The sequence below is a fragment of the Streptomyces inhibens genome, assembly GCF_003389455.1.
Classification (GTDB): domain Bacteria; phylum Actinomycetota; class Actinomycetes; order Streptomycetales; family Streptomycetaceae; genus Streptomyces; species Streptomyces inhibens.
Genome location: NZ_QUAC01000042.1, coordinates 15,089 through 40,788, shown reverse-complemented (window position 1 = coordinate 40,788; position 25,700 = coordinate 15,089). Strand labels below are relative to the sequence as shown.

Here is a 25,700-nt window from a genome sequence, read left to right as displayed (position 1 = left end):
GGTGTCGCGTATTCCAGCTTCGCCTTCGACCGCGACGGCTTGCTCGTCCTGCGCGGCGCCCTCGCCCCCGAGGTCCGCGACCGCGCAGGCGAGGCCGCCCTACGGCTCGTGGCCACCGACCGGACCGCGGGCCGGGACCGCTCGGTCGACGGCAAGGACGGCTTCCGCGGCGTCGTCGCCCTGGACGACGCCGAGCGCCGCCCCGGCTCGTTGACTGATCACCCGACCCTGACCGCACACCCGCGAGAGACTGGGCCGTGACTTCCTCCACCGCCTCGTACACGCCCGAAGAGCTGTTCGCGTCCACCGCGCCGTACTACGCCGCCCACCGGCCCCGCTACGCGCCCGAGTTCTACGCCCTGCTCGCCGAGCTCTTCGGCCTCGACGGCACCCAGCGGGTGCTCGCCCTCGGCGCCGGCCCCGGCATCATCGCCACCCGCCCCTGACGACACGCGCGTTGCCGCCTGGCCGACGACCTCGTCATGGGGCCAGGCCGCAGTGCAGTCTTGGGACACTCCCAGGCTGGAACAGGTTGACAGACCGCATAACCATCCAGGACAGACCGCTCTCGATGTGACCGCCAGAGACCGGCCGGCCACCGCGCCGCCATACCGCGCGTGCGGTGGTGGCGGCCGTCGTCGTCCTCCAGGCGGGACAGGCTCCTGGCATACCAGGGTTCACGCATCGTCTGCGCGCTCCGGGCCCACTGGCCTGTACGTGCTCAACCGGACAAAGGGCCTGGCAGCACCGACTGTCAACCGTACGGCATCGCGCTAGACCGGCCGCAGGCCCGCACGCGGGACGTGGGTGCCCCACACACCACCGTGTGACGTCGGTCGGCCCTGCCCAGCGGGGAATGCCGCCCTTGAGGCGCGGCTCATGGTGTCCGTCCAGGGAGCCCGTGGGCCTCAAGCTACGTTGCGCTCCGCCTCTCCGAACTCGCCGGAACTGCCGAGTTGGTGCGCCCGGACGTCTGCCGAAGGGCGTCGAGAAGTCTGCCCGTATCTGCCAGATCGGGCAGCACCACGTCTGCGCCGGCCGCGCGCAGCTGGGCCTGACTGCTCCGGCCAGAGGCAACTGCGATGGCCGGCACACTGTTGGCACGAGCTGCCTCGACATCGGCAGGGGTGTCGCCGATCACCACCGCGTTCTCCGGCCGGAGTACCTCAGATCGGCCTGCTGCACGCGTCAATGCGAGGGTGACCAAGGCGGAGCGCACGTCGTCATCATCGCCGTAGCCTCCTGCCTCCCAGTCGATGCGGCGGTCCAGCCCAAACACCTCCAGCTTGATCCTCGCCACCGCACCGATGTTGCCGCTCACCACCGACTGCCGGATGCCAGACTTCGCGGCCAGGGCTTCAAGGGCAGCAGCTGCCCCCGGCAGCGCGTGGCCGCGCTCGCGTAGCTGTGCGCTGTGCGTGAGGTGAGCCTGGGTGAGAGCGGCTGCGAAGCGTTCGAAGTCGCCGCGATCGGTCGCCAGCCCGTGCAGCTTGGCGGTTTCGCGAAAGATCACGGGTTCAGTGATCCCTTCAACGGCAGCCTGCTCGCGCATCTCGACGCCGGTAGCCTGCCGGAACGCAAGCGCCGACAACTCCCGGCCGACCCCTCCCGTCGAGATCAGTGTGTGGTCGATGTCCCAGAGCACCAGCCGCTCCACGTCCCCGCCCTTCTGCCGCCGTTCGGTCCACTGTCACACGATCGTGCCCATCGGTGGGCATCGGTCACTCTGCGTTCTACGCTGAACCGATCCTCACCTTCCCAAGGGGGCGCCACCATTGACCTCACCACAACGGATGACGGTCGGAGGGCGGATTCGCCATCACCGCCTCACAGGCGGACGTACGCAGGCAGCTGTGGCCAGCCTGTGCGGTATCAGCGAGGACTACCTTGGCAAGATCGAACGCGGGCACAAAAATCCTTCGCAGGCCCTGCTGCACCGCCTCGCTCACGAACTCGGCGTCCAGGTCGCCGCCCTGCTCACCGACGAGCCTGCCGCCGCGCCGCAGGCGCCCGTCACACATGAGGCAAGCATCGCCCAGGCAATGATGGGATGTGGCACCTCGCGCGGCACCGAACCGGCAACGCCGGCCGCATTACGCGAACGCGTAGAAGCTGCATGGCGAATCTGGCAAACCAGCGCCGCACGCTTCACCGATGCCGAAGCGGTGCTGCCCGCCCTCATCACCGATATCGAACTCGCCGGACGCGCCCGCCGCACGGGCAACGACGCTCACGCACGTCGCGAGACCCTGCGCATCGCCGCCGACCTCTACGGCCTGCTGCACTCCTACTGCCGCCGCACCGGACGACTCGACTTGGCCCTGGTGGCCGCTGACCGCGCTATCCGCGCCGCCCAGGATGCCGATGACCCTCTGCGCATTGCGGCCGGACAGTGGAACCTCGGTCATGTCCTGCTCTCCGACGACCGCCCGGACGCACCCGCCGAAGCTGCAGAAGTCGCAGCCCTCGCCATCAACCAACTTCGCCACGAAACGGCCCATCCTGACATCCAGGCTGCTCAAGGCGCCTTGGAGCTGGTGTGCGCGGCCGCTGCCGCGGCGCAACGCAACTGGTGGGAGGCCCGCGAACGCTTGGAGAAGAGAGCCGCACCGCTCGCCGAACAGGCTGGTGAAGGCAACGTTCAGTGGACCGTCTTCGGGCCTACCAACGTCGAACTCCACGCGGTCAGCATCGAGATGCTCGCCGGCGAGGCCTCCGAAGGCCTGCGTCGAGCTGATCAGGTCGACACCAGCCAGCTCCCGTCCAAGGAACGACAGTTCACCTTCGGGCTGCAGGTCGCCCGCTGCTATGACCTGCACCGCGAGGACGCCGCTGTCCTCGTCCACCTTCTCCACCTCGAAGAACTCTCCCCCCAAGACCTTCAGCGCAGCCCCCAGGCCCGCGACATGGTCACCGCCCTGCTGCACCGGGTCCGTCCCACCTATCAGCGACAGGTCGGCAAGCTCGCCGAACGCCTCAATATCGTCTGAGGGCGACCCGTACTCCTGGACAACCCGGACTGAAAGTACGGGTCGCACGCCGAAACACGGCTTACCGTCTCCGCATCCCAATCAGCGCGGAGAGGCGAAGCTCATATTGACGCAGACCCTGAAAACCGCACGCCGAGCCGCCTTGGCGCCCCCGCCAACGGACTGGGCCGCCGTGATGGCTCCCCGATTCGCAGGGCTAAGACGCCGTTTCTGATGGAGTGATGGTTCGTTGAGCCGTGCATGACGGATCTGGTGGAACGGTTGGTCCCGGAGGAGTTGTGGACTCTGTTCCGGCGGGTGGTCCCGCCGACGGAAGTCATACGCCCGCAGGGCGGCGGACGTCGCCGAGCCGGTGACCGTGAATGCCTGGCAGCGATCATCTTCGTGGCCACCTCGGGGTGCACCTGGCGGCAGCTGCCGCCGGTGTTCGGGCCGGCCTGGCCCACCGTCTACCGGCGCTTCGCCCGATGGAGCCGGGACCGGGTCTGAGCCAGGCTCCACCGGGTCGTCCTCGACGAACTCGGTGCCCGGGGAGAATTGGACTGGTCGCGCTGCGCGATCGACTCTGTCAGCGTCCGGGCGGCAAAAGGGGGCCACTGACGGGACCGAATCCGACCGACCATGGCAAGCCGGGATCGAAAATCCACCTGGTCACGGACCGGAACGGTCTACCGCTGTCGCTGGGCATCTCCGGCGCCAACATGCACGACAGCCTCGGCCTGGAACCGCTCGTGCGCGGGATCCCGCCCATCCGCTCCCGACGCGGACCGCGCCGCCGACGCCCGGCCAAGCTCCATGCCGACAAGGGCTACGACTACGACCACCTGCGCCGATGGCTGCGCAAGAGAGGCATCCGCCACCGCATCGCCCGCAAGGGCATCGAGTCCTCGACACGGCTGGGCCGCCACCGCTGGGTCGTCGAGAGGACGGTCTCCTGGCTCGCCGGATGCCGCCGCCTGCACCGCCGCTACGAACGCAAGCCCGAACACTTCCTCGCCTTCGTCGGCATAGCAGCCACCCTCATCAGCTACCGCCGACTCACCAAGTGAAACGGCGTCTAATACTGCAACGGTGTTTGTGCTGATGGCTGGGCAGTTCTATGGGCTGTGTCCGCGTCGTGTGTAGTGACTGATGCGGGCCTGGTGTTGTCGCTTTCGGCGCCAGTGTGACCAGTGCAGGATGTGGTCGACGGGTGCGGGTTGGCGGTCGGTGAGGCGGGTGATCAGGCGTCTGATCTCGGCGAGGCTGAGGTGGATGAGCTGGGAGGATCCGTTTCTGCTTTCCCGGCATCGAGTTCACGGGCCCGCAGGACGGTCAGGCAGGCGTGTGCTGCCATGGCCAGGGTGATGTGGCGGTGCCAGCCGGGATAGCGGCGGACTTGGTAGTCGTCCAGGCCGCACTCCTGCTTCGCGGTCTGAAAGCACTCCTCGACTGCCCATCGGCTGCCCGCAACCTGGATCAACTCATCAAGAGTGGTGCCGGCGGGACATAGGCGATGTAGTAGGAGATTTCCTCGGGTCGCCTGAAGCTGCGGCGGGCGAGAACCCAGTGGCGGCGGTCCTCGCGGTGCCAGGGACGGACTTCGACACGCGCCCAGTCGAACACCCGCATCCCATGAGCGCCGTTCCCACACGAGCGGCGTTTCCACTTCTGCCGCGGCAGGCCGGTGAACAGGTCGTGGACGGGATGGTCCAGGGCCCAGCGGGTGACCACGGTGTCGTGCCGGGTGGTGGCCATGACGTGGAAGACATCGGCCTGCTCCAGCTCATGGCGCCAGCCCTTGCTGAAGCCGTAGGCGGCATCAGCAGTCACCCACCGGAACGGGATCTTGTCCGCGATCGCCCGGCGGACCATCTTCTTGGCCATGACGACCTTGGTCTCGAAGCCGACCGCATCGTCGATGCCGGCCCTGCGGCACCTCTCGCGGTTGTCCGTCCAGGAGGTGGGCAGATACAACCGGCGGTCGATCAGTGTCCGGCCGCCGCCGGCTGCATAGGCGAGGAAGACGCCGACCTGGCAGTTCTCCGTGCGTCCTGCGGTCCCGGAGTACTGCCGCTGTACCCCTGCCGAACGGGTCCCCTTCTTCAGGAAGCCGGTGTCGTCCACGATGAGCACGGCCTCGGGGTCGCCGAGGTTCTCGACGACGTAGTCACGCACATCGTCGAGGACCTCATCGGCTTCCCACTCGATCCGGTTCAGCAGCCGATGGATGCGGTCCGGAGCGGCGTGACCGGCCTGTTCGGCCAGTGTCCAGCCGTTCTTCCGCTCAAGCGGGGCGATCAGTCCCTGCATATAGGCAAGCGCCGACTCCCGCGGCTCCGTCCTGGAAAACCGATGCACGAACCGCTCGTGCACAGCGTCCAGTTCACTGGCCCACACCCTGACAGCAGCAAGGTCCCCACCCATGATCAGACCAACGACCAGCCTGCCCAACCGTCACGGCAAACACCGTTGCAGTACTAAGTGGTCGGCTCCGTAAGTCCTTCGGGGGTTGTCGTCGGAGGCGGTGCTGTGGCTGGTGTCTGGCCAGGTGCCGACGGCGCCGGTGTAGCGCAGCCGCATCAGCTTGACCCGTTCACGGTCGGCCAGTTCGGCCTCCACGTAGGCGAAGGCTCCGCAGTGGCGGACGTGCAGCTGCTCCAGCTGCGGCCAGGTGGCGCGGGCGTGCACACCGAGGCGCGCCTCCAGCGAGAGCCGGGTGTGTTCCGAAGGCGTGGGCATGGCGCCCATCCTGCCCGACAGGCGGTCCCCGGATACGGCAGGCTTCGGCCTGTCGTGATCCACTTCTCTCGATCGGCCTGCCTGCCTTGCCCGTTGTCGCCGCCCGCCCGATAGCCCTGCGCGCCGGCGAGCGCGAGCGGCTGAAGAAGGTGGCCTACGGCCACAAGACCGAGCACCGGCTGCGGATGCGCGCGCAGGTGGTGCTGCACGCTGCACGTGGACGCTCCAACGCGCGCATCGCCCGCGCCACCGGCCTGCACCTGGACACGGTCCGGTGCTGGCGTGGCCGGTTCGCCGAGCAGGGGCTCGCCGGTCTGACCGACCGCGAGCGGTCGGGGCGGCCGCCGTCGTACACCGCACTGCAGGTGGCCGAGGCCAAAGCGCTGGCCTGCCGCCTGCCCGCCGAGACCGGGGTGCCGCTGGCGCGCTGGTCATGCCCGGAACTGGCCGCCGAACTCACCGCGCGTGGCGTCACCGGCCCCATCTCCGCCTCGACCGTGCGCCGCTGGCTGGCCCAGGACGCGCTCAAGCCCTGGCAGCACCGCTCCTGGATCTTCATCACCGACCCCGACTTCCGCGCCAAGGCCCAGCGTGTGCTGGACCTGTACGCCCGCACCTGGCAGGGCGTCCCGCTCGGCGCGGACGAATACGTCATCAGCGCCGACGAGAAGACCTCCATCCAGGCCCGCTGCCGCTGCCACCCCACCCTCGCCCCCGGCCAGGCCCGCGCGATGCGCGTGAACCACACCTACGGCCGTGGCGGCGCACTGGCCTACCTGGCCGCCTACGACGTCCACCGCGCGAAGGTGTCCGGCCGCACCGAACCCAGGACCGGCATCGACCCGTTCATGCACCTGGTCGCCCAGGTCATGAGCCAGGAACCGTACACCAGTGCGAAACGCGTGTTATGGATCGTCGACAATGGCTCCTCCCACCGCGGGCAGAAGGCCGCCGACCGGCTGTCTGCCGCGTTCCCGACCGCGGTCGTGATCCACACCCCGGTGCACGCCTCTTGGCTCAACCAAGTGGAGATCTACTTCTCCGTCGTGCAGCGCAAGGTTGTCTCGCCCAACGACTTCCCCGACCTGACCCAGGTCGGGGACCGGCTCCGAGCATTCGAAGACCGCTACAACGCCACAGCACAGCCGTTCCAGTGGAAGTTCACCACCTCCGACCTAGACGATCTGCTGGCCAGACTCGACCGACACCCAACCCGCCAGCAAGATGAATCCACCGCCGCGCTCGATCCCTCATCAGCTGCCGAAGCACCCCCGAAGCCGACCACTACGACACCAAGGCGGCCAGGTCCCAGACACGGATCACGCCGTCCAGGCCCGCGCTCAGGGCGACTTCGCGGCCGCTGAGCATTGTGGTCCGCACTACCGCGACGCCGCCCCGATGGCCAGTCAGCGGGGCACCGACTCCCGCGCCCTCGGCCAGATCCCAAATGCGTACGGTCGCGTCCGCACCCCCGGTCACCGCGAGGGACCGGTCGCGGACCGTGGCGGTGTCCAAGGCAGAGCTGCCGCCCTCGTGACCGACGATCGGATCGTAGATGGGCTCGTCGCCCTCGTCCTCAGACAGTCCCCATACGTACACCTGTCCCGGATCCGCCGCCACCGCGATCGGACGATCGGCGATCTGGGACACAGCGACCGCTTCGATGCTGCCGTCATCCGGGTAAAACGAAGCCAGTTGCTCGTCCCGCGCCAGATCCCACACGTGCACGTCGCCACCGCCCGCCACGACCAGCGAGCGGCCGTTGACCTGGGCGGTGGCGACAGTGCAGATGCCGTGGATGTCGCTGTCCGGTAGCTCCACCGGGGGCTCCTCGGCGGACAGTCCCCACACCAGGACTCCGGCATCCGAACCCGTCACGAACCGCGGTGGCCCCTCCCCCTTCACGGTGGCTATGGACCCGACGTAGGGCTCGCCATACATCGCCCCCCGGAGCAGTTCGCCGCTCTCCAAATCCCACAGGGCGGAGCCCTGTTCATAGCCACCAGCCGCCAGTAGGACCCGGCCGCCGGAAACGGCCGCGGCCAGCGAGTTCAGCTCGTTCTCGGCGTCGGGGTACTCGGCGGCGAGCGGATCTTCAGCAAAGGCGTACGTCAATGGCCGCTTCTGCCACAGGTCCCGCTGCGGGTCCCAGGTCCACACGGCATCGTCGCGGTCGGCGCAGACCACCAGCGGACCGCCGCCCACCTCGACCACCGCAAGGTCAATGATCAGGGACGAGGAAGGTATTTCGCTGCTCAGCAGCACAGGTGCGTCAGACATGTGACGAGCGTAATCCCCAGCTCAGACATCGCAGTCGCATGAAGATGATCGCCAATGGGCAACTCGCGACTGATCCAGAAGAAGCCCTCGGCTGCACCTACGGACTCACCTCACCACCCCTGACATCTGACGGCGACAGGCACAACATCAGCTCCGTGATCAGCCCCCCGAAGGACTTCCGGAGCCGACCACTAAGCACCGCCCGTGCCGCCTCCTGCGCATCTACCAGATCCGACTTCCCCCGCCGTCGACGAACCGAGCGATCAGGCCGGTTCACCTCGAACACCTCGACCCGGCGAGCCAGCAAATAGCGGGAGAGGGCAGCTCCGTAGCTGCCGGATCCTTCTACCCCTGCCCTGTGCACCGTACCCAGCCGGCTGGCCCACTCCCAGAGTCCGCGATAGCCCACCGCCGTGGCGGGAATGGACGCGGTGCCCATGACCACGCCTATCGTGGAGAGCGCGACGGCCACATGAACATCCCGGTGTGTATCCACGCCAAGGATGACCTCGCCTGCAGCAGGCGGACCGTGTCCAGGACTTGGGACATTCATCACGGTGCACCTCCTGCTCTTGGAGCCTGCAGGCTCACGCCACCGGGCCGTCGAGGCGGTCAGCAGTGAGACAGTGCCCAGTTCACAGCACGGCCATCTCTGGGACACGCCTCAACAGCCCGGCAGCAGCACATCCCGCACTGGTGATCGACGAAGGACGGACCGGACACCCGGGTCCGATTTCTCACGAGCCAGAACCCAGCGCGCGGATACCTCAACCGGTATACCCAGGCCTACGACTTGCGATCACTCGGAGCGCAGTACTGATTCAACGCGTGGTGATCTGATCCGGCGGCGCATCTCCGCGTACGCGGAGCAGACCAGGCTAGGACGGAGGCGACCGCGGCGTCGATCGGAGCACCTCCGCGTACGGTTGTCCCCAATCGTGATCAGCAGAGTGACGGCCGTGTCCGGGCCGATGCGCATCACAGTGAGCAACTGCGGCGCGTGGCGTTCCGCGAGCAGGGCCAGGCGGCGTTCCAGCTCCTGGATCTGCTCGGTGAGCTGCCCGATTCGGTGGGCCAGCAGGCACAGGGTGTTGCGGGTGGCCTGCAGCACCGCCTCTTCGTCGCCCTCCTCGTTCCAGCAGCATCATCGCCCGGCGATAGCGCACCGAGCTGGTGCCCCGGCCCACGATCTGCTGCAGCCTCTGCCCTTCCTGATCGGTGAGTCTGCGCACCCGCACAGGCTCGGCCACCACATCCCCCAGGGGACGAAACGGATGTCACCGCCCATCCAACCGCCAACCCGGCGAACCATGTGGTCACAGCACTAGCCGGGCGGGAGCAATCGTCGATACCTGTGGATCAGCAGGGTCGGGAGAGTTCCTACGCATGGCCTCCCGCTCCTCAAGGCTGTGCTGTCAGAGTGGCCGTTCGGCAGCCGAGGTGTGCCGTCGTTGCCGTCATCACCGTCGCTGTGGCACCCTCCGAGCGCAGCTCGCGAGCGCGGAGTCGGGTTGTTCTGCCGCCCTTCCTGCGTCGTGGTCTGCTGGATCACCGTGCCGATGCTGGAGCCGCCCTCACGGCCGGAGCCCCGCCTCTGGAATCCACACGTGTCGCCAAACCCCTCGACTGGTCGGCCAGCTCGTCCAGTTGGGCCACGGTGTGTTCCTCCCGTCGCAGCAGACCAGGTGAGGTGGGGTTTTCGGAGCCAGTGAGATCAGCCCGGGAGGGGGATGAACAGCAGGATGCCGTGGGCGGTGGCGGCGGTGTAGCAGGCAGTGCCGGGGAAGGTGGCGGTGTAGAAGGGGGTGGCGATGGCGAAGACGGGGACGATGGCGTTGTGGATGGTGGCGGTGCCGTTGGCGTCGGTGACGGCGGTGCCGAGGTTGACCGGGCCGAAGAGCGTGGTGGCGGTGAAGGTCACCGGCTGACCGGCCACCGGCATCCCCGAGGTGGTCGTCAGGGTGGCGCTGAGGGTGGGGATGTAGAACTCGGGCAGCGGGGTCAGCCGGAGCCGGATCGTGCCTGGCTGCGCGGTCAGCGTTGTGGGGGTGGGGTTCACGGTGACGGGGGTGCTGGTGGTGGAGCCGGTGAAGCAGCTGTCACCGCTGTAGGCGGCGGTGAGGGTGCCGGTGGTCAGGGCGGTGGTGGTGAAGCAGGCCTGCCCCGATGCGTTGACGGGGACCATCTGGGTCTGACTGTTGGGGAGGGTGAAGGTGACCGTGCCGGTCGGCACGGAGGTGGTGGCTGTTGCCGGGGTGATGGTGGCGCACACGGTCACGCTCTGCCCGCAGGTGGAGGGGTTCGGCGTCACCGACAGCGTCGTCGTTGTGGGGTTGGGGCTCACGGTGACGGGGGTGGGGTTGCCGTTCACGGTCGCGGTGAACGTACCGGCGGTGTAGGTGTGGGTGGTCTGCCCGCTCCCGGTGGCGTCCAGGGGGACGGTGACCGTGGGGCTGCTGTCCCCGAAGTTCACCACCGCTGTCCCGTTCGGAGTCCCCCCGGAAATGTTGAACGTCACCGGTTGCCCGCACACCGGCGACGCTGGCGAGGTCGTCACCGTCAACGGCGAAATCTCCGTCACGTTGGCCGAATTGGCGTTGGTGACGTAGACATTGCTGTTCGGCGCCGCCGCCACCGAGAACGGGAACGCGCCGACGGGGACGGTTGCCAGGACGGTGTTCGTGGTGCTGCTGATCACCGTCACGTTGTTGGAATTGCTGTTGCCGACGTAGACGTTGCCGGTCGGCGCCACCGCCACCCCGAACGGGCCCCCGCCGGTGGGGACGGTGGCCAGGACCGTGTTCGTGGCGCTGTCGATCACCGTCACGTTGTTCGAAACGGTGTTGGTGACGTAGACGTTGCCGTTGGGTGCCACCGCGATCACCCCCGGGACCGTGCCGGCGGGGACGGTGGCCACGACCGTGTTCGTGGCGCTGTCGATCACCGTCACGTTGTTCGAGGTCTGGTTGGCGATGTAGACGTTGCCGTTCTGCGCCACCGCCGCCGCGCCCGGGAACCCACCGGTGGGGAGGGTGGTCAGGACGGTGTTCGTGGCGCTGCTGATCACCGTCACGGTGTTCGCGTTTCGGTTGGCGACGTAGACGTTGCCGTTCGCAGCCACCGCCACCGCGTCCGGGACCGCGCCGACGGGGACGGTGGCCAGGACCGTGTTCGTGGCGCTGCTGATCACCGTCGCGTTGTTCGAAGTGCTGTTGCCGACGTAGACGTTGCCGTTCGGCGCCACCGCCAGCGCGAACGGGCCCCCACCGACGGGGACGGTGGCCAGGACGGTGTTTGTGGCGCTGCTGATCACCGTCACGTTGTTCGAGCTCTGGTTGGTGACGTAGACGTTGCCGTTCGGCGCCACCGCAATCATGGCCGGGTCTGAGCCGGCGGGGACGGTGGCCAGGACGGTGTTCGTGGCACTGTCGATCACCGTCACGTTGCTCGAATTGGCGTTGCCGACGTAGACGTTGCCGTTCGGCGCCACGGCCACCGCCAGCGGGGTCGTGCCCGCCGGGATCGTCACCGTGGAGAACGCCGCACTGAACGGCGCGGCCACAAGCCCCCGTACAGCGGCCACCTCAGATCCACCGGCCGGTACAACCGGCCGAACCCCGGCCACCGCCGGAGCTCCCCACCAACCTGTAGTCAGATCCATGACAAACCTCTCTCAGCTGAGAGGGCCGCCCGAGAACTCCCATCCGGGGCCCGCGTCGTACGGCGCCGGTATACGCGCACCGGACCACCGCCTGCACACCGGGACAGAGAGAGACCCGCCGACACATACCACGCATCCGCGCACCACAGGGGTTGCCTCTCTCCCCGGAGAGATGGGCAACCCACCGGAAAACGGTCACCACCATTAACCCGAAATGGCCAATAAAACACCACCGTATTGACCCGACTATCACCCGGACAGACCAACACACAGCCCCACCCGGGCACGTCATTGGAGAGGACGAACTGGCGCGCAATGTGGCCCGGAACGTGGAGCTGAGCAGGGGGACGAGGCGAGAGATGGAGCCGCCGACCGTGAAGGAGGACGAACCTGACAGGCGGCCGACTCGACGACCACGTCACGGTCGAAGCCTTCTCGCCGCAGCACGCCGCCACCTAGCCGGGTCGCCCGACCGGTCTGCCGTTGACGCACACCGCTCCGGCGCGGACGAGGACGACGAAGTGAGGCGCGTTGACCGCCCGCCCACCACCGCTGTGGGGCGGACTCGACGAGCTTGAAGACCATGGCCAGGGCGGCGGTGTCACGGGTCCGCAGCCGGACGGTCGAGAAGGTCGACTCGATCGGATTCGTGGTCCGCAAGGTGATCCAGTGCTCGGCCGGGAAGTCGAAGACCGCCACCCAGCGGGAAGGTGCGCCTCCTTCCCGCAGGAGTGATCCACCAGCGTCGACGTTCGCTCCGCTGGTACCAAGCGCCGCGTCCCGGGGGCCGACAAGACCCTGACCGCGGCTCCCGCCGAGGCGGGAGCCATGGAGCGGGCCGCCGGCGCCCGGCTCCGCCCGCTCCGCGTAACCGGCCAAGCGTCCCGCCGATCGATTAGCCCACGCGACATCCGGCCCGTCCGCCTGGAAGGCTCGGCACAGATGACGGCTGTCTTGCCGGGTGCTGGGACCCGACNGAAGGCTCGGCACAGATGACGGCTGTCTTGCCGGGTGCTGGGACCCGACTGAGGTCGGCCGGTGTCGGGAAAAGACGGCCCACCGGGCCCGTCCCCGAACGCAGGAACCCCCGCCGACAAGCCGACAGGGGTTCCTCGCCTCTCACGCAGTATCACACGCGTCTCACCAACAGCATTGACGCTCCTGGACCACAAGGGCCTGACCTGCGCCTACGCTCCTGACCTGGACCACCTGGACCGCACGAGACGCGATCTACAACCTGTGCCATGTGGTTCCACCGTCGGCGGCCGCGTCCTGCAGAGGCGCCTGCTGGCGGCAACACGTGCTGCCCCACCGGCCTGGCAGGCCCTGTGGCTCGCGCACGAGTGCCGGGGCTGAGCCGGGCGCGGGCGGAGACCGAGTAGTGAATCGCCGCAAGTCTCACTTCGGGATCGAGACCTCGCGAGGAGAGCCATCCCAGGCCCCTCGTGTCCCGCACGCCGCACTCCCCCACTTCGGCTGTGATGGCGACGGGTACCGCGAAGGGAAGTGGTGTGGTCGTCGTCGAGTCAACCGAGGGTCGCCACCACCGCCCCCCTTCTCACCGCCGGAGCCTGCCGACAGTCGCCTTCCCGGGCAGTACCGACAGCCCTCCCCCAGTTTCCGGCCCAAGATCCGGACCAACACTCTGCCAGCAGCCGGCCAACCGCCGTTTCAGCGGGTCAGCACCACTATGCGCGCTGTACCACCAGGAGACGAAGAACCTACCGGTATGCACATTGGGCTGGCCGCACTTCAACCGACTCCAGGCATCTCACGCTCGACCAGCGTTCAATCATGCTCACACCATGGCGCAGACGAACGTCCGTGGCTCCGATGCCCGATCCGCCTTGATTGCCGAAGTTCAACTCTCCGTAGTCAGCACCAAGTCAGCACGGGCGAGGTGATCAGGGGTGATGACATGCGACTTCAGTCAACACGAAGTCAGCACGAAGTCAGCACGAAGTCAGCACCGCACCGTCAAAACTGACCAAAAGCGGCATCGGCACCGGCCGAGGTCCGACGCTTACTTCGCCCCCCGACTCCCCTCCGCACCGCGTAATGGTGCCCGCGCGCACGGTCGGAGCCCGAAGTGTGGGGTCCCGCCACATGTGCGCCTGACCTGCACATTCCTACGGTGTGGCGACACAAAACGTCCCCGCCCCTCGTCAGGAAGTGGTGTCGATGTCCTCCCTCGCGACCGCTACCCCACCACCCACCAACCTCAAGCGCATCGTCGCCGCGAGCCTCATCGGCACCACCATGAGTGGTACGACAACTCATCCGATCAGAGCTACGACCTGCTGTTTTCCTGTCGTCGCCCCTCCGCGGTCAGCACCGAACCAGCACCGAACCAGCACCGGAAAATCTTGTGCTGGGTGGGTAGCGAAGTCGAGCTCGCCCGCGCAGACCACGGGCTACCGCGAGGCGCTGAGGACGGTCACTCACAGTACGTGCGCTGCCGCGCTACGGCCCAGCAGTTGCCGGTCTCGCGGCAACGGCGCAGCGACATCTGCTACGGACCACCCATCAGCAGGTCTAGTGTGATGCGCCCGAAATCCAGAGAGTTAGTTGCTACCTCGTTGGCATGACGCATCCCGGACCTTCTGCTGTGGCGATCACACTGTCCGAAGCGGAGCGTGCCGAGCTGGTGCGCCGGGCGGGATTGCTGGACCGGCGCCCGGCCGAGCGGGCCCGGATCATCCAGGCGTGCGCTGATGGCGTGTCAAATGCAGCTGCTGCGTGGGCCGTCGGTGTCGCGGTCAAGACGGCCGGTAAGTGGCGCCGGAGTTTTACTGCGGAGCGGATGGCCGGGCTTGAGGACGCCGGCCGCATCGGCCGGCCGAAGGCTGACTTGGTCCTGAGCGAGGCCGAGCGGGCCCAGCTGACACGGTGGGCCCGGCGGGCGAAGACGTCGCAGTTCCTGGCACTTCGCGCGAAGATCGTGCTGCGGTGCGCGGAGGGCGGGACGAACAAGCAGGCCGCAGCGGATCTGGGGGTCGATGAGTCGACTGTGGACCGCTGGCGGGCCCGGTTCGTCGCCAAACGCCTCGACGGCCTGCACCAGACCGTTCACCTGGACCAAGACCGCCGACGAGATCCTCAACTCCCTCGCCAAGGTCAGGACGAGCCACCAACCAAGCAGAACTAACTCTCAGGATTTCAGGCGCATCACACCAGCCGACGGTATCGCTGCCGCGCTGTGTCGCCTGTTTCCATCGTGCTCCGCGAACCGGCCGGCCGGCCGGCCGCGACTGGAGAACGATGATCGTGGGCAAGGCCCCTAACGCCGCCGCACTTCTGCGGTGTGACGACAGAGCGGCCACCGCAACCAGGGCCTTGGCGATTCGCCGCATCGTGCCCCTGTTCCGACGTCCAAGCGGAGAGGTGTCTTCAACAAGCCTCGTCACCGATCCGAAAAGGTGCCGAACGTCGGCCGATTGACGTCGGCAGTCCGGTTGCGGGGCATTCGGGGGAGAGTAGCCTGGTGTTGATGTCCTGCCGGTTCTGGAGGTAGGCGATGTTTCTCCGATTGCTGCGGCGCCGTAAGCCGCATCGGCTCGTCCTTCTCGGTAACGGCCGTCTGATCCGCGGCTTCAGCGGCGGATTCTACGACGGTCACGGATACCAGCACTGACACCGTTCACGGTGGAATCCTGGAGGATATGCGGTGGCAGAGGACCCCGATGCCCTGGCAGCCATGGCAGCCATGGCAGCCATGGCAAGGATCCTGTCACCGCATTGCCGTGTCACCCGGATGTCCGACGGAGCGCTGATCGCGGACTGGAAGCGGACACGTTTTCTCGGATTGGCGACGACGGAAGTCCAGAAATTCGCCTCCGGAAGCCCTGAGGAACGCGCCGAACTTGTCACCGGTCTCATGCATGCCGGGTGCGCGACGGGCCGCCGGAAGAAATACGCGGACGTCGGCGTCGGGCTCTGGCTGGGTGGAGTGCACCTGCTGATCCGGACCCTTGGATTCGGGCGCGTCCTCCGGCTGCTGTCCTTGGCCGCCCCGGGATACGCCCGTGCGGACCTCCCCTCCGCGGAGGAGGTCGGACGGCTGAAACGAGCAGTGCAGTCACACAGCAGAAGAAGCTGGTTCGTCAACGGCGACTGCAAGTCCGAGGCGCTGACGGCCTTCGTCCTGCTGCGGCGGTGTGGCCTGAAAGCCGTACTCCACGTCGGTGTGCATGAACACCCGTTCGCCCTGCACGCGTGGACAGCCTCGGGCGGCCTGTGCATCCCCGACGCCGATCCGCGAGGGCACGCCTTCACACCGGTGCTCTCGATCGACTGCGAAGGACAGTGACATGGATGCGCTCCGCCTCGAATGGGCCGAGGGCGCACCGAGGCTCCGGACCAGCGAGGCCATGGCGCGTCAGGGACTCGTGACGACGGTCTCCTCGCGGGCCGGCACCGCGGCCGTCGTCGGCTGGGTCGGCTCGGCCCGTGACCGAGCGGCGGGCGCGCGCAGCCTCCTCGACGACTCCGGCAGGCAGGGGGCCGCCCCGCCCGTGCCGGCCGGCGACTACGCGGCTGTTCTGGTGTACCACGACCGCATCCTTCTGATGCGCGACGAGCAGGCACGCATCCCGCTGTTCTTCAGGGAGTCCGGTGGCCGCGTGAGCGCCGTAAGCACCTCGGTCCGCTGCCTGGGGAGCGTCACAGAGCTGGAACCCCGCTACTTCTGCCGATACCTCACCGGGAACATGGCGCAACCGCACTCGGACCTCACCCCTTTCGCCAGGGTGCACCGCGTCCTCGGCGGCGAGGTGGTCGAGCTGTCCCGCACCGGGCAGATGCGCAGTCGTACGCTGCGACGCGCCCGTCGGGCCACCGACCCGCCCGAGCCCACTGCAGACGGCTCCTGCCTCGATGAGGCCGCACGGGAGTTGCGCCTCGCGCTGGAGAACGCTGTCGGATGCCGCATGGGCACGACGACGGCATGCCATGTCTCGGGCGGCACCGACTCCACCAGCGTCGCGCTGCTCGCCGCACGCCTGCTGGCCGCGGAACGGGGCGGCGCCGGGGACCTGGTCCTGCTCGCCGGGCGTTTCTCCCGCGGGGAGCTGGCTGCGGAGCAGCCGTACCTCGACGTCGCGATGGAGGAGATCCGCCGTCACACACCCGCGGCCCGCCCGGTGATCGTCGATGCCGACGACGTGGCCGACTTCGACGACTTCCAGCACCACGCGGGAGACGCCGACGAGCCTCATGCGCACGCCTTCCGCGCCCCGTTCTGGGCCAGGCTTCACGCCGCGGCCGCGGAACTGGGCTGTGACACGCTCCTGACCGGCTGCGGGGCCGATCCGATCGCGGACGCCAACCCGTTCCACCTGCACAGGCTGGCCCGCACGGGAGCGCTCCGGCAGATGGCCGAGCAGGCACGTGCCTGGGCCGCGGGAAGCGAGCGGGGCTTGTGGGACATCGTCCGCGCCTACGTGGTGCAGCCGGCGCTTCCGCTGGCAGCCGAACGGATCACCGCCCTCCTCCGCGGCGGAACGGTGCTCGGCGGCCTCGGCACCTTCAACCGCCCCGGATGGCTGCGCTCCGGATTCGCGCGCGCTCACGGCTATCGGGAGGCGGGCATCGCGGAGAGCCGGTTCGTGTTCGGGCGCAAGCCGGAACAGTCGCTCTACGACGCCGCCAATTACGTCTCCGCTCCTGACCTGCTGTCCTGGCAGCGCGCACAACAGGACGGGTTCTTCCTCTCGCACCCCTTCCTCGACCCGGAGGTCGTCGCCACGATGAGCCGCCTGCCCGCCGCAGCCACGTTCCAACCAGGCCGTCCGAAGGCCGTTCTCCGTGAGGCCATGGCGGATCTGCTCCCGGCCCCGATCCGCGGCAGGACCGTCAAGGTGCCCTTCAACGACCTCTATGCCCGCGGCCTGCGGACACACGGCGACGAACTCATCGCCCTGTGCCGCTCCGCCCGACATCCGCTGATCGCGGAGATGTTCGACGTCGAGACGCTGTGCCGGGCCGTGCGGGAGGCCCAGCTCGGCCTGGGGGACGCGTACTCCTGGGATCGCGTGAACAGCTCGCTCGCCCTGGTGGCCTGGCTGGAGCGACTGGACCGGCGTTCCGGCGCGCTCGGCGCGCCGGTGCCGGTCACCGCTGCTTCTTGATGTCCCACAGGGTCCGCTCGACCGGGCCGGTGGTGAGGTTGATGAGGCCGTACCGGCTCACCACTTCGCGTGTTTCCTCCGGGGTGAAGATGCGGCTTTCCTCGCCTTTTCGCGTAACGGATGTCTGCACGCTCGCGCCGTGCGTGCCGAACTGCCAGGAGACGATGACGAAACGCGCTTCCCTTGTGTGTTCGTCGAGCGCATTGCTCTCGTGCACCCTGGCACGGTAGACGAGAGAGTCATGACCACTCCTCTGTTGCCTCTTCACCCATCCGGGGACTTTTTCCCTGCCCCAGGAGTACGCCACGAAGCCGATCGGTGGCTCCAGCACGAGCCGGTCCTTGCGCGCGAGGCTCGCGGTGGCATAGAACGCCACCTGGTCGTACGGCGTGTTCATGGGCAGTTGCACCACCACTCGCGTGGCGTAGGTGTCGTTCGACTCAACCCAAATTCCATCGGGCATCCACGGTTTTGCCTCGACCAACTCGCCGGGCTGGTGAATCTCCCGGCGGGAGAGCGGGTTCATATCCAAGGAGTTGGGCCACTGCTCGGCATCGGTTCGCCACTGCTGGCGGAGCCGGTCCTTCGGGCTCAGCGGCACCTTTTTCCCCATGGCGTGGAACTCGGTGCCGAGCACGTAGAAACCCACGTCGCCGTGGTTCCGGAGAGTGATGTCGACCGGTACGGCGAATGCCGTGCGGTCCTTGCTCAGCACCGGCTTTCCCATGGACACCGTGATGAGAGGCTGGGTCTGTCGCTGGTACGGCTGAAAGAGGTTCTGGTACCCGAAATTGGCGGTCGCGATGACCGAGGAGACGATCACCGCGGCGGCCACCCGCTTCGGAGCGGGGATCACGACCGATGTCCGCCACACCGCGAAGACGGCGTATACCGAACCCGCCGTGAGCACGCTGAACAGCGCCGGGTAGGTCGCGGACTCGCCGTCCTTGACTGTCTGCGCCAAGAGCATGGCGTTGGTCAGCAAGGCCGCGAACGTGCCGATCAGCGCGACCAGGCCGGAATAGGGGAAGCTCTGCCGGATCCAGTGGTCCAGGACCGCGGCGGCGCCCACGAGCGTGGTGAACGAGATCGCGAGAAGGACGGCACCGGTGAGGCGACTGGGGAAGGTCAGACCATGGACGAAGTCCTCGCGGCCGAGATAAGCCAGCGGCAGCGTGGTCAGAAGGAGAACCAGCACGATCACTGCCAGGGCCACCCGCGACTGCCAGGTTCTCAGCAAGGGCCGTCGCATTTCCGGGTGCGAGCGGGAGCGAGGCTTGCGGGGAGTCCGCACGCGATCACCTCCTGAGGCCGCCGGTCGTGCCCTACACGTGTGCAGCGCGGACTCAGGAGATCTGCCGTCGCGCCGAGGGTTCGAGCACCATCGTCCGGGGCGATCCATCGGGTCGCCATCCGGATGCCGCCGGACGTGCGAGCCGGTGGTTCGCCAGGTGGGCTTCGCGACGTCGCGGTAAGGGCTGTCCCGTAATCCTGGTGGATCAGCGCACGGCGTCAGATGCACTGCACTCGCTGCGCTCGCTCCGTCTCGGCTCTTGCCTTCGTGCCTTGGATGCCGAGCTGCATCGCAAGGCGGAGGGACGTCCGGATACTGGGCGTATCCGGACGCTCCGACAACGCGGCGAGGTGCCGTAGCTGTCGTCGTGCGCCCGCCAGGGATTACGGGACAGCCCTTAGGGAGGCAGCTATGGGCACCTCAAGGAATTGCGGGAAGTTGCGCCGATTCACCCGAGGGCTTCGATCGCGGCGAGGATCCGCGCAGGTGCTTTCGGCCCGAACACCGCGAGGTTCTGCAGCGCCGTGAACGCCTTGGTGTAGACAGCGATTTCCTCGGGGCCGGGTGGCGTTGATTTCGGCGGACAGCGTCTCGACCTGCACCCGGTCGGTGTCGAAGACCATGAAGGTCTCCAGCGGCCACATGGTGCGCTCGGCGATGAAGGGGACGACGCCGAAGGCGACCGAGGGCAGCGACATCAGCTCAAGCAGTTTGCCGAGTTGGCCGGCCATCACGTCGGGCGCGCCGATGCGATGGCGGAGCACCGTCTCCTCGACAAGGAGGACGAAGCGGTGGTCGCCTTCGTAGATGACGCGGGAGCGGTCCAGGCGGGCGGCCGCGGCCTCGGTGGCGTCGTTGGGGGTGCCTTGGAAGTCGCTGATGGTGGAGAGCAGCGCCTCGGCGTAGCCGTGGCTCTGCAGCAGGCTGGGGATGACGTTGGAGCAGTAGACGCGGAACAGTCGGGTGCGCTGGTAGAGCGGCACCACGGACTGCTGGAAGTGGCGGATGCCGGTGTGGTGCAGGCGCTTCCACTCGACGTACATCTGGTCGGCGCTGCGGCTTTCGGCGATCAGGTTGTCGATGTGCTGTTCGGCGGAGCAGGCGGTGCACCAGGCGCGGATGTCGGCGTCGGAGGGCAGGACGCGGCCGTTTTCGATCCGGGAGGCTTTGGACTTGTGCCAGGCGCAACGGGCCGCCACCTCGAACGCCTTGAGGCCGGCGTTCTTGCGGATGGCCACCAGGCGACCGGCGAGCCGCGCGTGCCGCCTGGGCGGCGGAGGACGGCGGAGGACGGCGAAAGGATGGTCATGAAAGGTGGTGGCCCTGGTTCGGAGTGCTGGTCAGATCTCGTACTGGTCGTGCGGGGTGGCCCGCTCCCACACCGATTGGAAGGCGTCGGCGCAGAGCTTGATGACCTGCGGATCGTCGCTGTGCTCGGGGCCCTGTGCCTCGCCGTCACCGGAGAAGACGTTGAAGCGCACCAGGCGGTCGTCGATCAGCCAGAAGTCGTTGCCCGGCAGGGCCAGGGCTGAGGCGTGCCGCCGGCCCAGCCAGCGAACCTCCTCGCCCGCGCGGATGTTGCTGGCGGTGATGGCGTGCTCGAAGCGGACGTAGTCGGTGACCGGTTCGGAGACGATCCGGGCGCGCCGTACGGCCACCCCGCGGGCGACGGTCCCCTCCACCGGGGATACCCACGGACGCCAGAAGGCGGAGTCGTAGGGCGGCACGGTGCCGTCGGTGAGAAACGCGTCGTAGACACCCCGTTCCTCACCGACGGCGTAGGTGTCGCGGAGTCCCAGGTGGAGGGCCTGGTACTGGGCTGAGTCCAGCAGTTCGTCAAAGCTCAGGGGTGCTGCTGGCACGCTCTGCGGCATCGCACGCCTGCCTGATCAGCGGCACCATGCGGGCCGGGATACGGATGACCGTCTCGTTCTCGGCCGGCGGGCTGTCCGCAGCGCACGTCGCACGCATCGCCTCGCCCACCGACCATCCCTGCACAACCAGCTCCGGTTGTTCATTGTCCGTGTCGCCCCAGACCGCCGGGCAGTTGCCTCCGCCTGACTCGGGGGCCGTTCCGACGAAAGTAGTGCCATGTCCGCCTCCTGGCGTCCAGAGAGTTGCGCCATGTTGCACAGACGGCCCCGCGCGAGGCCGCGGGAGGTCAAGGCGGAGACCCGGCTTCGTCGTGCTGTCCCACCGTTGGTTCGCTGAATGCACCCTGGCCTGACTGATGGCCGCAGCGCGCGGCCCTGGCGAAGGAAGCGGTCCTGGCCTGAGCCGAGACGGGGAAGACCAGGCACATGCCGAAGACGGCGATGAGCACACAGATCGTGAGGAAGATCTTCTGTCAGAAGTCATTGATCTTGCTCAGGATTCCGGTGCTGATCAGCGCTGTGCGCGCGTGCGTGTTCTCTGTCGTTCACACAACCAAGCCCAGGGACCAGAAGCGAGCCCAGCCTCTCCAGCGGGCTCCGGACTCGCCCCCTGGCCCCTGTTACACGACACGCCTACGCACGAGAGACTTTTGTCCAGTCGATGAGCTTCTGCAGGACTGACAGCAAGGCATCGTGCCGCGCTGGCGGGAGAAAGATCCAGGTCAGGAACGCAGGCGCCATAAGGATCACCACCAGCACGACGGGCAGCAGACGCAGCGCCATCAGCAGATAGCGCGGACTGAGGAAATCCAGAACGGCAAGCACGGACGTCACCGCAGCTCCTCCTTTACGAGCTGTGTGCCGACAGTGGCACAGCCGGAGCCTTTGGGGGCTTCCACGGAAGCCGGACGGCATTGCATCTTGGGCTGTTCCACGGCCGCTCTGCCGTGATGAGTACCCTGTCGCATAGGGACCTCTCTTTGATCACTGCAATGTCGATGAGGCGGTCTTCCTCGCCCCCTGTCCGTCCGCCGGCCAAAGCAACGGACAGGGGGCTCTTCTGTGGGGGACTACGACGCACGTCTTCACTCCTCATCCTCAAGTCGAGCTGCGCTGCTCGAACTTGATGCAACAGTAAAGGGATTGGCCGCAACCCAGACGCGTACCCCTGGCCGACCGCCCTGAACTTCCATTCGCCGCTGTAGCGGTACACCTCGCCGAAGATCATCGCGGTCTCGCTGGAGGCGTCCTCGCTGAGGTCGTAACGGGCGAGTTCGGTGCCGTCGGCCTGATTGACGATACGGATGAAGGCATTGCTGACCTGGCCGAAGCTCTGGCCGCGCAGCTCGGCGTCATGGATCGAGACCGGAAAGACGATCTTGTCGACCTGCTCGGGCACCTGCGAGAGATCGACCAGGATCGACTCGTCGTCGCCCTCCCGCTCGCCCGTGAGGTTGTCCCCGGTGTGCTCGACGGAGCCCTCAGGGCTCTTGAGGTTGTTGTAGAAGACGAAGTACTCGTCCCCCAGCACCCGACCCGACTCGCACAGCAGCGCGCTGGCATCGAGGTCGAACGGCGCTCCGGTCGTGGACCGCGCGTCCCAGCCGAGGCCGACCATGATCTGCGTGAGATTCGGAGCGGCCTTGGACAGGGAGACATTGCCCCCTTGGCGAGCGTGACGCCCATGATCGTGGCCCTCCCCGGTGTAAGGCGTTGCTGCGGTCGAGTGTGTCCGGCGCCGCACTGCGGGAGTGCGGCGCCGGACGGTGAGCGTGGTGCTGCGCTTCGGCTCAGACGTTGACGCCGAAGTCCTGCGCAATACCGCGCAGACCCGACGCGTAGCCCTGGCCGATGGCACGGAGCTTCCACTCGGCGCCGTGCCGGGACAGCGCGCCGAAGACCATGACGGCCTCGATGGAGGCGTCCTCGGAGAGGTCTCATAGCGCGCGATCTCGGCGCCGCCCGCCTGGTTCACCACGCGGATGAACGCGTTGCGCACCAAGCCGAACGACTGCTGGCTCGCTTGGCGACAGGCACACCACGCGTGTCTCCTGCGCCGCCGCTCCCGGATGCTCCTCCCACTCCTGGGACGATCCGACCGGCTCCGCGAGCTCCGTCACGACCTTGCTCCGGCGACCCGCCGCGGCGTTGGCGGTCAAGCTGGCGCTCACAAGTGCCGACTCGGCTGCTCAAGTGCCAACTCAAGCGTTCAGTCTCAGCGCATGTGACTGAGCGCCATAGTTGGCCCGACCGGTCAGATACGCGCTCAGTAGCCGGTGGTGCCGATCCGCAGCGTCCCGTACGGTCGGTCCGTGATGATCAAATTGGGCGAGGCGCGCAGGCTCGGCGTCCCGGCCCCCGAGGCGCGGTTGCGCTTCGAGGCGGAGCAACGGGAGACCGGGGGCGGGCCGGGGCGCAGGTTGCTCGTGGTCGACGGGGAACCCGCCTTCGAACTCAGCTTCTGGTGCGGAACATGCCCGTTCCTGTTCCGCCGGTTGGAGACTGCCAGGCAGACGTTGTCGCTGGAGAGCGTGCAGGAGCGGTTCACCGGCGCGCTGGCCGTACCGGACGACGGCGGCGTGATCGATGCGTTCGGTGCGTTGCTGCCGGAGGGCGAGTACCTTCCGGTGCTGCTCCGCGTGGAGCCCCGTCTGGTCGTCCCCGGCCAGGAAGGCGACTACTTCAGCGGCGAGCAGGTGGCCACGTGGGGGCTCGACCAGTTCTGGGGCCTCCCGGAATACCCGCACACGCCGTACTACCGGACCTTCGAGACCACAGTCGACGCGTCCGCTCACCTCTATGAGTTCGTCGTGCCCATGGTTCCCCCGACGTGGAACGCGAGGGAGCGCGTCGAGGAGTACGTCGAACTCATGGGCCGGGGAACGGTCCCGACGGCTGTGGCGGTCTCAACGCTGGACGTGTGCGAACCCGCCTCCGGCCTGCCGGCCGACCACTACCGGCACTGGGGCCTGACGCACTTCCTCCTCGACGGCCACCACAAACTGGAGGCTGCGGCCACAGCTGGCCGCCCGGTGCAGCTCCTTTCGCTCCTGGCACTGGGTGAGGGCCTAGCCGTATCTGAAGATTGTGCCCGGCTGCCTGCCCTGCGCACTCAACTCCGCTCGGCCCGAGCAACCGCTGCCTGAACCAGCGCCGAAGATCACACCTGCGAGCCAACCACAGCGCACACTCGGGCCAACTAGACCGCTAACTGGCCAACTAGGCAGTGTCTCTTCGATCAGTGAGTCGTTGTTCTGGTCATGCTCAGCCGGGGGGATCTGACTGACGACGAGTGGGCGGTGCTCGAGCCACTGCTGCCGAAGAGCAACAACCGGTGCGGCCGGTGGCGCGATCACCGGCAGGTGATCGACGGGATCATCCACCGGCTCAGCACCGGCTGTCAGTGGCGCAAGCTGCCCGAACGCTTCGGCCCGTGGCAGACCATCCACAAGCGTCACATGCTGTGGTCAGCCGACGGCACTTGGGAGAGACCGCTCCAGCATGTCCAGGCGGTCGCCGACGCCGAGCAAGGCATTGACTGAACATCAACATCGACTCCACCTCGATCCGCGCCCACCAGCACGCGGCCGGAGCGCCGAAGGGCCCACCACCTGTTGCCTCAAAAGGGGCCGCGTAAAGATCAGTTCACGTGCGTGCGCAGGTGTGCCTGCGCCCATTCCTGGCGGAGGCGGTGCGGCAAGCGAAGACCTTGGGCGCTCCCGTGGCGGACTGACCACGAAGATTCACATGGCGGCAGACGGAGAGTGTCGCCCGCTGTCCCTGGTCATCACGCCGGGCCAGCGGGCGGACTGCACCCAGTTCGAGCCGGTCCTGGACAAGATCCGCGTCCCCCGGCTCGGCTCGGGAAGACCGCGGCGACTGCCGGACAGCATCGGCGCCGACAGGGCATACAGCAACGGCGTGGTCCGCTCCTATCTGCGGCGGCGTGGCATCTCTGGCACGTGATCCCGGAGAAGAGCGACACCGTGTCCGCCCGCCTGCGTAGGGGTGCACGTGGCGGGCGGCCTCCTGGCTTCGACAAGGCGCGATACAAAGCCCGGAACACGGTGGAGCGGGCGGTGAACAAGTTGAAGCAGTTCAGGGCGGTCGCCACGCGGTACGACAAGCGCGGATACATCTACCTCGGCACCATCACCGCTGTCGCCCTCCTGATCTGGCTCCGGACGTGAAGGAAGAGACAGCCGCGCTAGCGAATGGTCGTCGGTCCAGCGTGCGGGAGCTGCTACTGGCCCATCTCCTGGCACAGCGCCACGTAAACGTCGGAGTCGCTGGGGGCAATCGGAAGGTCCGCGACGAACTCGTCACAAGAACCCGACGCCGAGACATGCCTCGCGTCCTGTCGATTGACAGAAGCCGAGGCGGGACCTGCGGTGACCACAGTTGCCACCGCCGCCAACGAGGCAGCGGCTAAGAGGGCCTTTACAGGGATACGGCGCATGGCTTCCCTCCGAGATTCGTACGAACTCCTGAACCCGCTGGATGGCCGAGGCCCCCTGCACTTCTCCACCAATGCGCCTGATCGAAGAGACACTGCCTAAAGCGCTAAGTCACAACAGCCGGTGTGACTGAGCGCTTCACCTGGCGGGGATCGCCAACTGAAGCACTCATCGTGGTGCGGCCTGGATGGGGCTGTGCGGTGTGGAATTATTCGGCATCACGTGCGAGGGCCTCGCGGGCTGAGGTCCAGACGAGCAAACCCCCGACACTCACTCGAACGGCCGAACGGCTTGG

The 25,700-nt window shown here is 67.5% G+C and carries 18 protein-coding genes and 8 pseudogenes; 10 read left to right on the top strand and 16 right to left on the bottom strand.

What is annotated here, in order from left to right; genetic code table 11:
* Positions 1–39 precede the first annotated feature (39 nt).
* On the top strand, positions 40–261 hold the full coding sequence (locus tag DY245_RS06475; RefSeq protein WP_244942868.1) for a hypothetical protein: 222 nt from the start codon (positions 40–42) through the stop codon (positions 259–261).
* The gene (locus tag DY245_RS06470) at positions 258–446 is read left to right on the top strand and encodes a hypothetical protein (protein ID WP_244942867.1); all 189 of its coding nucleotides are present in this window, start codon (positions 258–260) and stop codon (positions 444–446) included. The genes DY245_RS06475 and DY245_RS06470 overlap by 4 nt, the downstream gene beginning before the upstream one ends.
* 467 nt (positions 447–913) lie before the next feature.
* Here the strand turns inward: DY245_RS06470 and DY245_RS06465 are convergent, their stop codons facing one another.
* Positions 914–1,657: an HAD family hydrolase gene (locus DY245_RS06465; protein WP_128504441.1), complete on the bottom strand. Its 744-nt coding sequence runs from the start codon at positions 1,655–1,657 to the stop codon at positions 914–916.
* Positions 1,658–1,793: 136 nt separating this feature from the next.
* Here DY245_RS06465 and DY245_RS06460 point away from each other — a divergent pair, with 136 nt between their 5' ends.
* Positions 1,794–2,990: a helix-turn-helix domain-containing protein gene (locus DY245_RS06460; RefSeq protein ID WP_128504488.1), complete on the top strand. Its 1,197-nt coding sequence runs from the start codon at positions 1,794–1,796 to the stop codon at positions 2,988–2,990.
* Between the two features lie 240 nt (positions 2,991–3,230).
* Positions 3,231–4,039, top strand: a pseudogene (locus DY245_RS06455) (IS5 family transposase).
* A gap of 173 nt (positions 4,040–4,212) precedes the next feature.
* Here DY245_RS06455 and DY245_RS06450 read toward each other — a convergent pair.
* Positions 4,213–5,396: pseudogene (locus DY245_RS06450) on the bottom strand (IS701 family transposase).
* 30 nt (positions 5,397–5,426) lie between these two features.
* Positions 5,427–5,711 (bottom strand): hypothetical protein, encoded by a 285-nt coding sequence (locus DY245_RS06445; RefSeq protein WP_128504439.1) that lies wholly within the window; start codon positions 5,709–5,711, stop codon positions 5,427–5,429.
* Between the two features lie 86 nt (positions 5,712–5,797).
* On the opposite strand from DY245_RS06445, the gene DY245_RS06440 reads away from it, so the two are divergent.
* The gene (locus DY245_RS06440) at positions 5,798–7,075 is read left to right on the top strand and encodes an IS630 family transposase (protein ID WP_244942865.1); all 1,278 of its coding nucleotides are present in this window, start codon (positions 5,798–5,800) and stop codon (positions 7,073–7,075) included.
* On the opposite strand, the gene DY245_RS06435 is transcribed toward DY245_RS06440, so the two are convergent.
* The 6 genes and pseudogenes from DY245_RS06435 to DY245_RS06410 all read right to left on the bottom strand — a co-directional run.
* On the bottom strand, positions 6,996–7,991 hold the full coding sequence (locus tag DY245_RS06435; protein ID WP_181923547.1) for a WD40 repeat domain-containing protein: 996 nt from the start codon (positions 7,989–7,991) through the stop codon (positions 6,996–6,998). The two genes, DY245_RS06440 and DY245_RS06435, sit on opposite strands and share 80 nt — an antisense overlap.
* Before the next feature lie 97 nt (positions 7,992–8,088).
* Positions 8,089–8,544 (bottom strand): IS110 family transposase, encoded by a 456-nt coding sequence (locus DY245_RS06430; protein WP_244942870.1) that lies wholly within the window; start codon positions 8,542–8,544, stop codon positions 8,089–8,091.
* Between the two features lie 246 nt (positions 8,545–8,790).
* Positions 8,791–9,102 (bottom strand): hypothetical protein, encoded by a 312-nt coding sequence (locus tag DY245_RS44140; protein ID WP_181923546.1) that lies wholly within the window; start codon positions 9,100–9,102, stop codon positions 8,791–8,793.
* Between the two features lie 4 nt (positions 9,103–9,106).
* Positions 9,107–9,241 (bottom strand): annotated as a pseudogene (locus DY245_RS47800) (IS630 family transposase); the annotation flags it as partial.
* 464 nt (positions 9,242–9,705) lie between these two features.
* The gene (locus DY245_RS06415) at positions 9,706–11,574 is read right to left on the bottom strand and encodes a virginiamycin B lyase family protein (protein WP_128504435.1); all 1,869 of its coding nucleotides are present in this window, start codon (positions 11,572–11,574) and stop codon (positions 9,706–9,708) included.
* 533 nt (positions 11,575–12,107) lie between these two features.
* Positions 12,108–12,351: pseudogene (locus DY245_RS06410) on the bottom strand (IS256 family transposase); the annotation flags it as partial.
* Positions 12,352–14,260: 1,909 nt separating this feature from the next.
* On the opposite strand from DY245_RS06410, the gene DY245_RS06400 reads away from it, so the two are divergent.
* The 3 genes from DY245_RS06400 to DY245_RS06390 all read left to right on the top strand — a co-directional run bounded on the left by DY245_RS06400 (position 14,261) and on the right by DY245_RS06390 (position 17,780).
* Positions 14,261–14,800 carry a helix-turn-helix domain-containing protein gene (locus tag DY245_RS06400; RefSeq protein ID WP_425329351.1) on the top strand — a complete coding sequence of 180 codons (540 nt, stop codon included), beginning with the start codon at positions 14,261–14,263 and terminating at the stop codon, positions 14,798–14,800.
* Between the two features lie 606 nt (positions 14,801–15,406).
* On the top strand, positions 15,407–15,961 hold the full coding sequence (locus DY245_RS06395; protein WP_244942864.1) for a lasso peptide biosynthesis B2 protein: 555 nt from the start codon (positions 15,407–15,409) through the stop codon (positions 15,959–15,961).
* A 1-nt stretch (position 15,962) separates the two neighbouring features.
* A complete protein-coding gene (locus DY245_RS06390; RefSeq protein ID WP_128504431.1) occupies positions 15,963–17,780 on the top strand; it encodes an asparagine synthase-related protein in 1,818 nt (605 codons plus the stop codon).
* Here the strand turns inward: DY245_RS06390 and DY245_RS06385 are convergent.
* The 7 genes and pseudogenes from DY245_RS06385 to DY245_RS06350 all read right to left on the bottom strand — a co-directional run.
* Complete coding sequence (locus tag DY245_RS06385) at positions 17,764–18,984, bottom strand: hypothetical protein (RefSeq protein WP_244942863.1); 1,221 nt, start codon at positions 18,982–18,984, stop codon at positions 17,764–17,766. The genes DY245_RS06390 and DY245_RS06385 overlap by 17 nt on opposite strands.
* A gap of 473 nt (positions 18,985–19,457) precedes the next feature.
* On the bottom strand, positions 19,458–20,312 hold the full coding sequence (locus tag DY245_RS06380; RefSeq protein ID WP_342354171.1) for a helix-turn-helix domain-containing protein: 855 nt from the start codon (positions 20,310–20,312) through the stop codon (positions 19,458–19,460).
* A 102-nt stretch (positions 20,313–20,414) separates the two neighbouring features.
* Positions 20,415–20,948 (bottom strand): DUF6879 family protein, encoded by a 534-nt coding sequence (locus DY245_RS06375; RefSeq protein ID WP_128504429.1) that lies wholly within the window; start codon positions 20,946–20,948, stop codon positions 20,415–20,417.
* A gap of 386 nt (positions 20,949–21,334) precedes the next feature.
* A pseudogene (locus DY245_RS45895) lies at positions 21,335–21,466 on the bottom strand (DUF475 domain-containing protein); the annotation flags it as partial.
* A 115-nt stretch (positions 21,467–21,581) separates the two neighbouring features.
* The gene (locus DY245_RS06360) at positions 21,582–21,782 is read right to left on the bottom strand and encodes a hypothetical protein (RefSeq protein ID WP_128504425.1); all 201 of its coding nucleotides are present in this window, start codon (positions 21,780–21,782) and stop codon (positions 21,582–21,584) included.
* 301 nt (positions 21,783–22,083) lie between these two features.
* A pseudogene (locus DY245_RS06355) lies at positions 22,084–22,634 on the bottom strand (TerD family protein); the annotation flags it as partial.
* A 104-nt stretch (positions 22,635–22,738) separates the two neighbouring features.
* Positions 22,739–22,965: pseudogene (locus DY245_RS06350) on the bottom strand (TerD family protein); the annotation flags it as partial.
* A 298-nt stretch (positions 22,966–23,263) separates the two neighbouring features.
* On the opposite strand from DY245_RS06350, the gene DY245_RS06345 reads away from it, so the two are divergent.
* A complete protein-coding gene (locus DY245_RS06345; protein ID WP_128504482.1) occupies positions 23,264–24,094 on the top strand; it encodes a hypothetical protein in 831 nt (276 codons plus the stop codon).
* A 114-nt stretch (positions 24,095–24,208) separates the two neighbouring features.
* A pseudogene (locus tag DY245_RS06340) lies at positions 24,209–25,138 on the top strand (IS5 family transposase).
* The last annotated feature ends 562 nt before the right edge of the window (positions 25,139–25,700 follow it).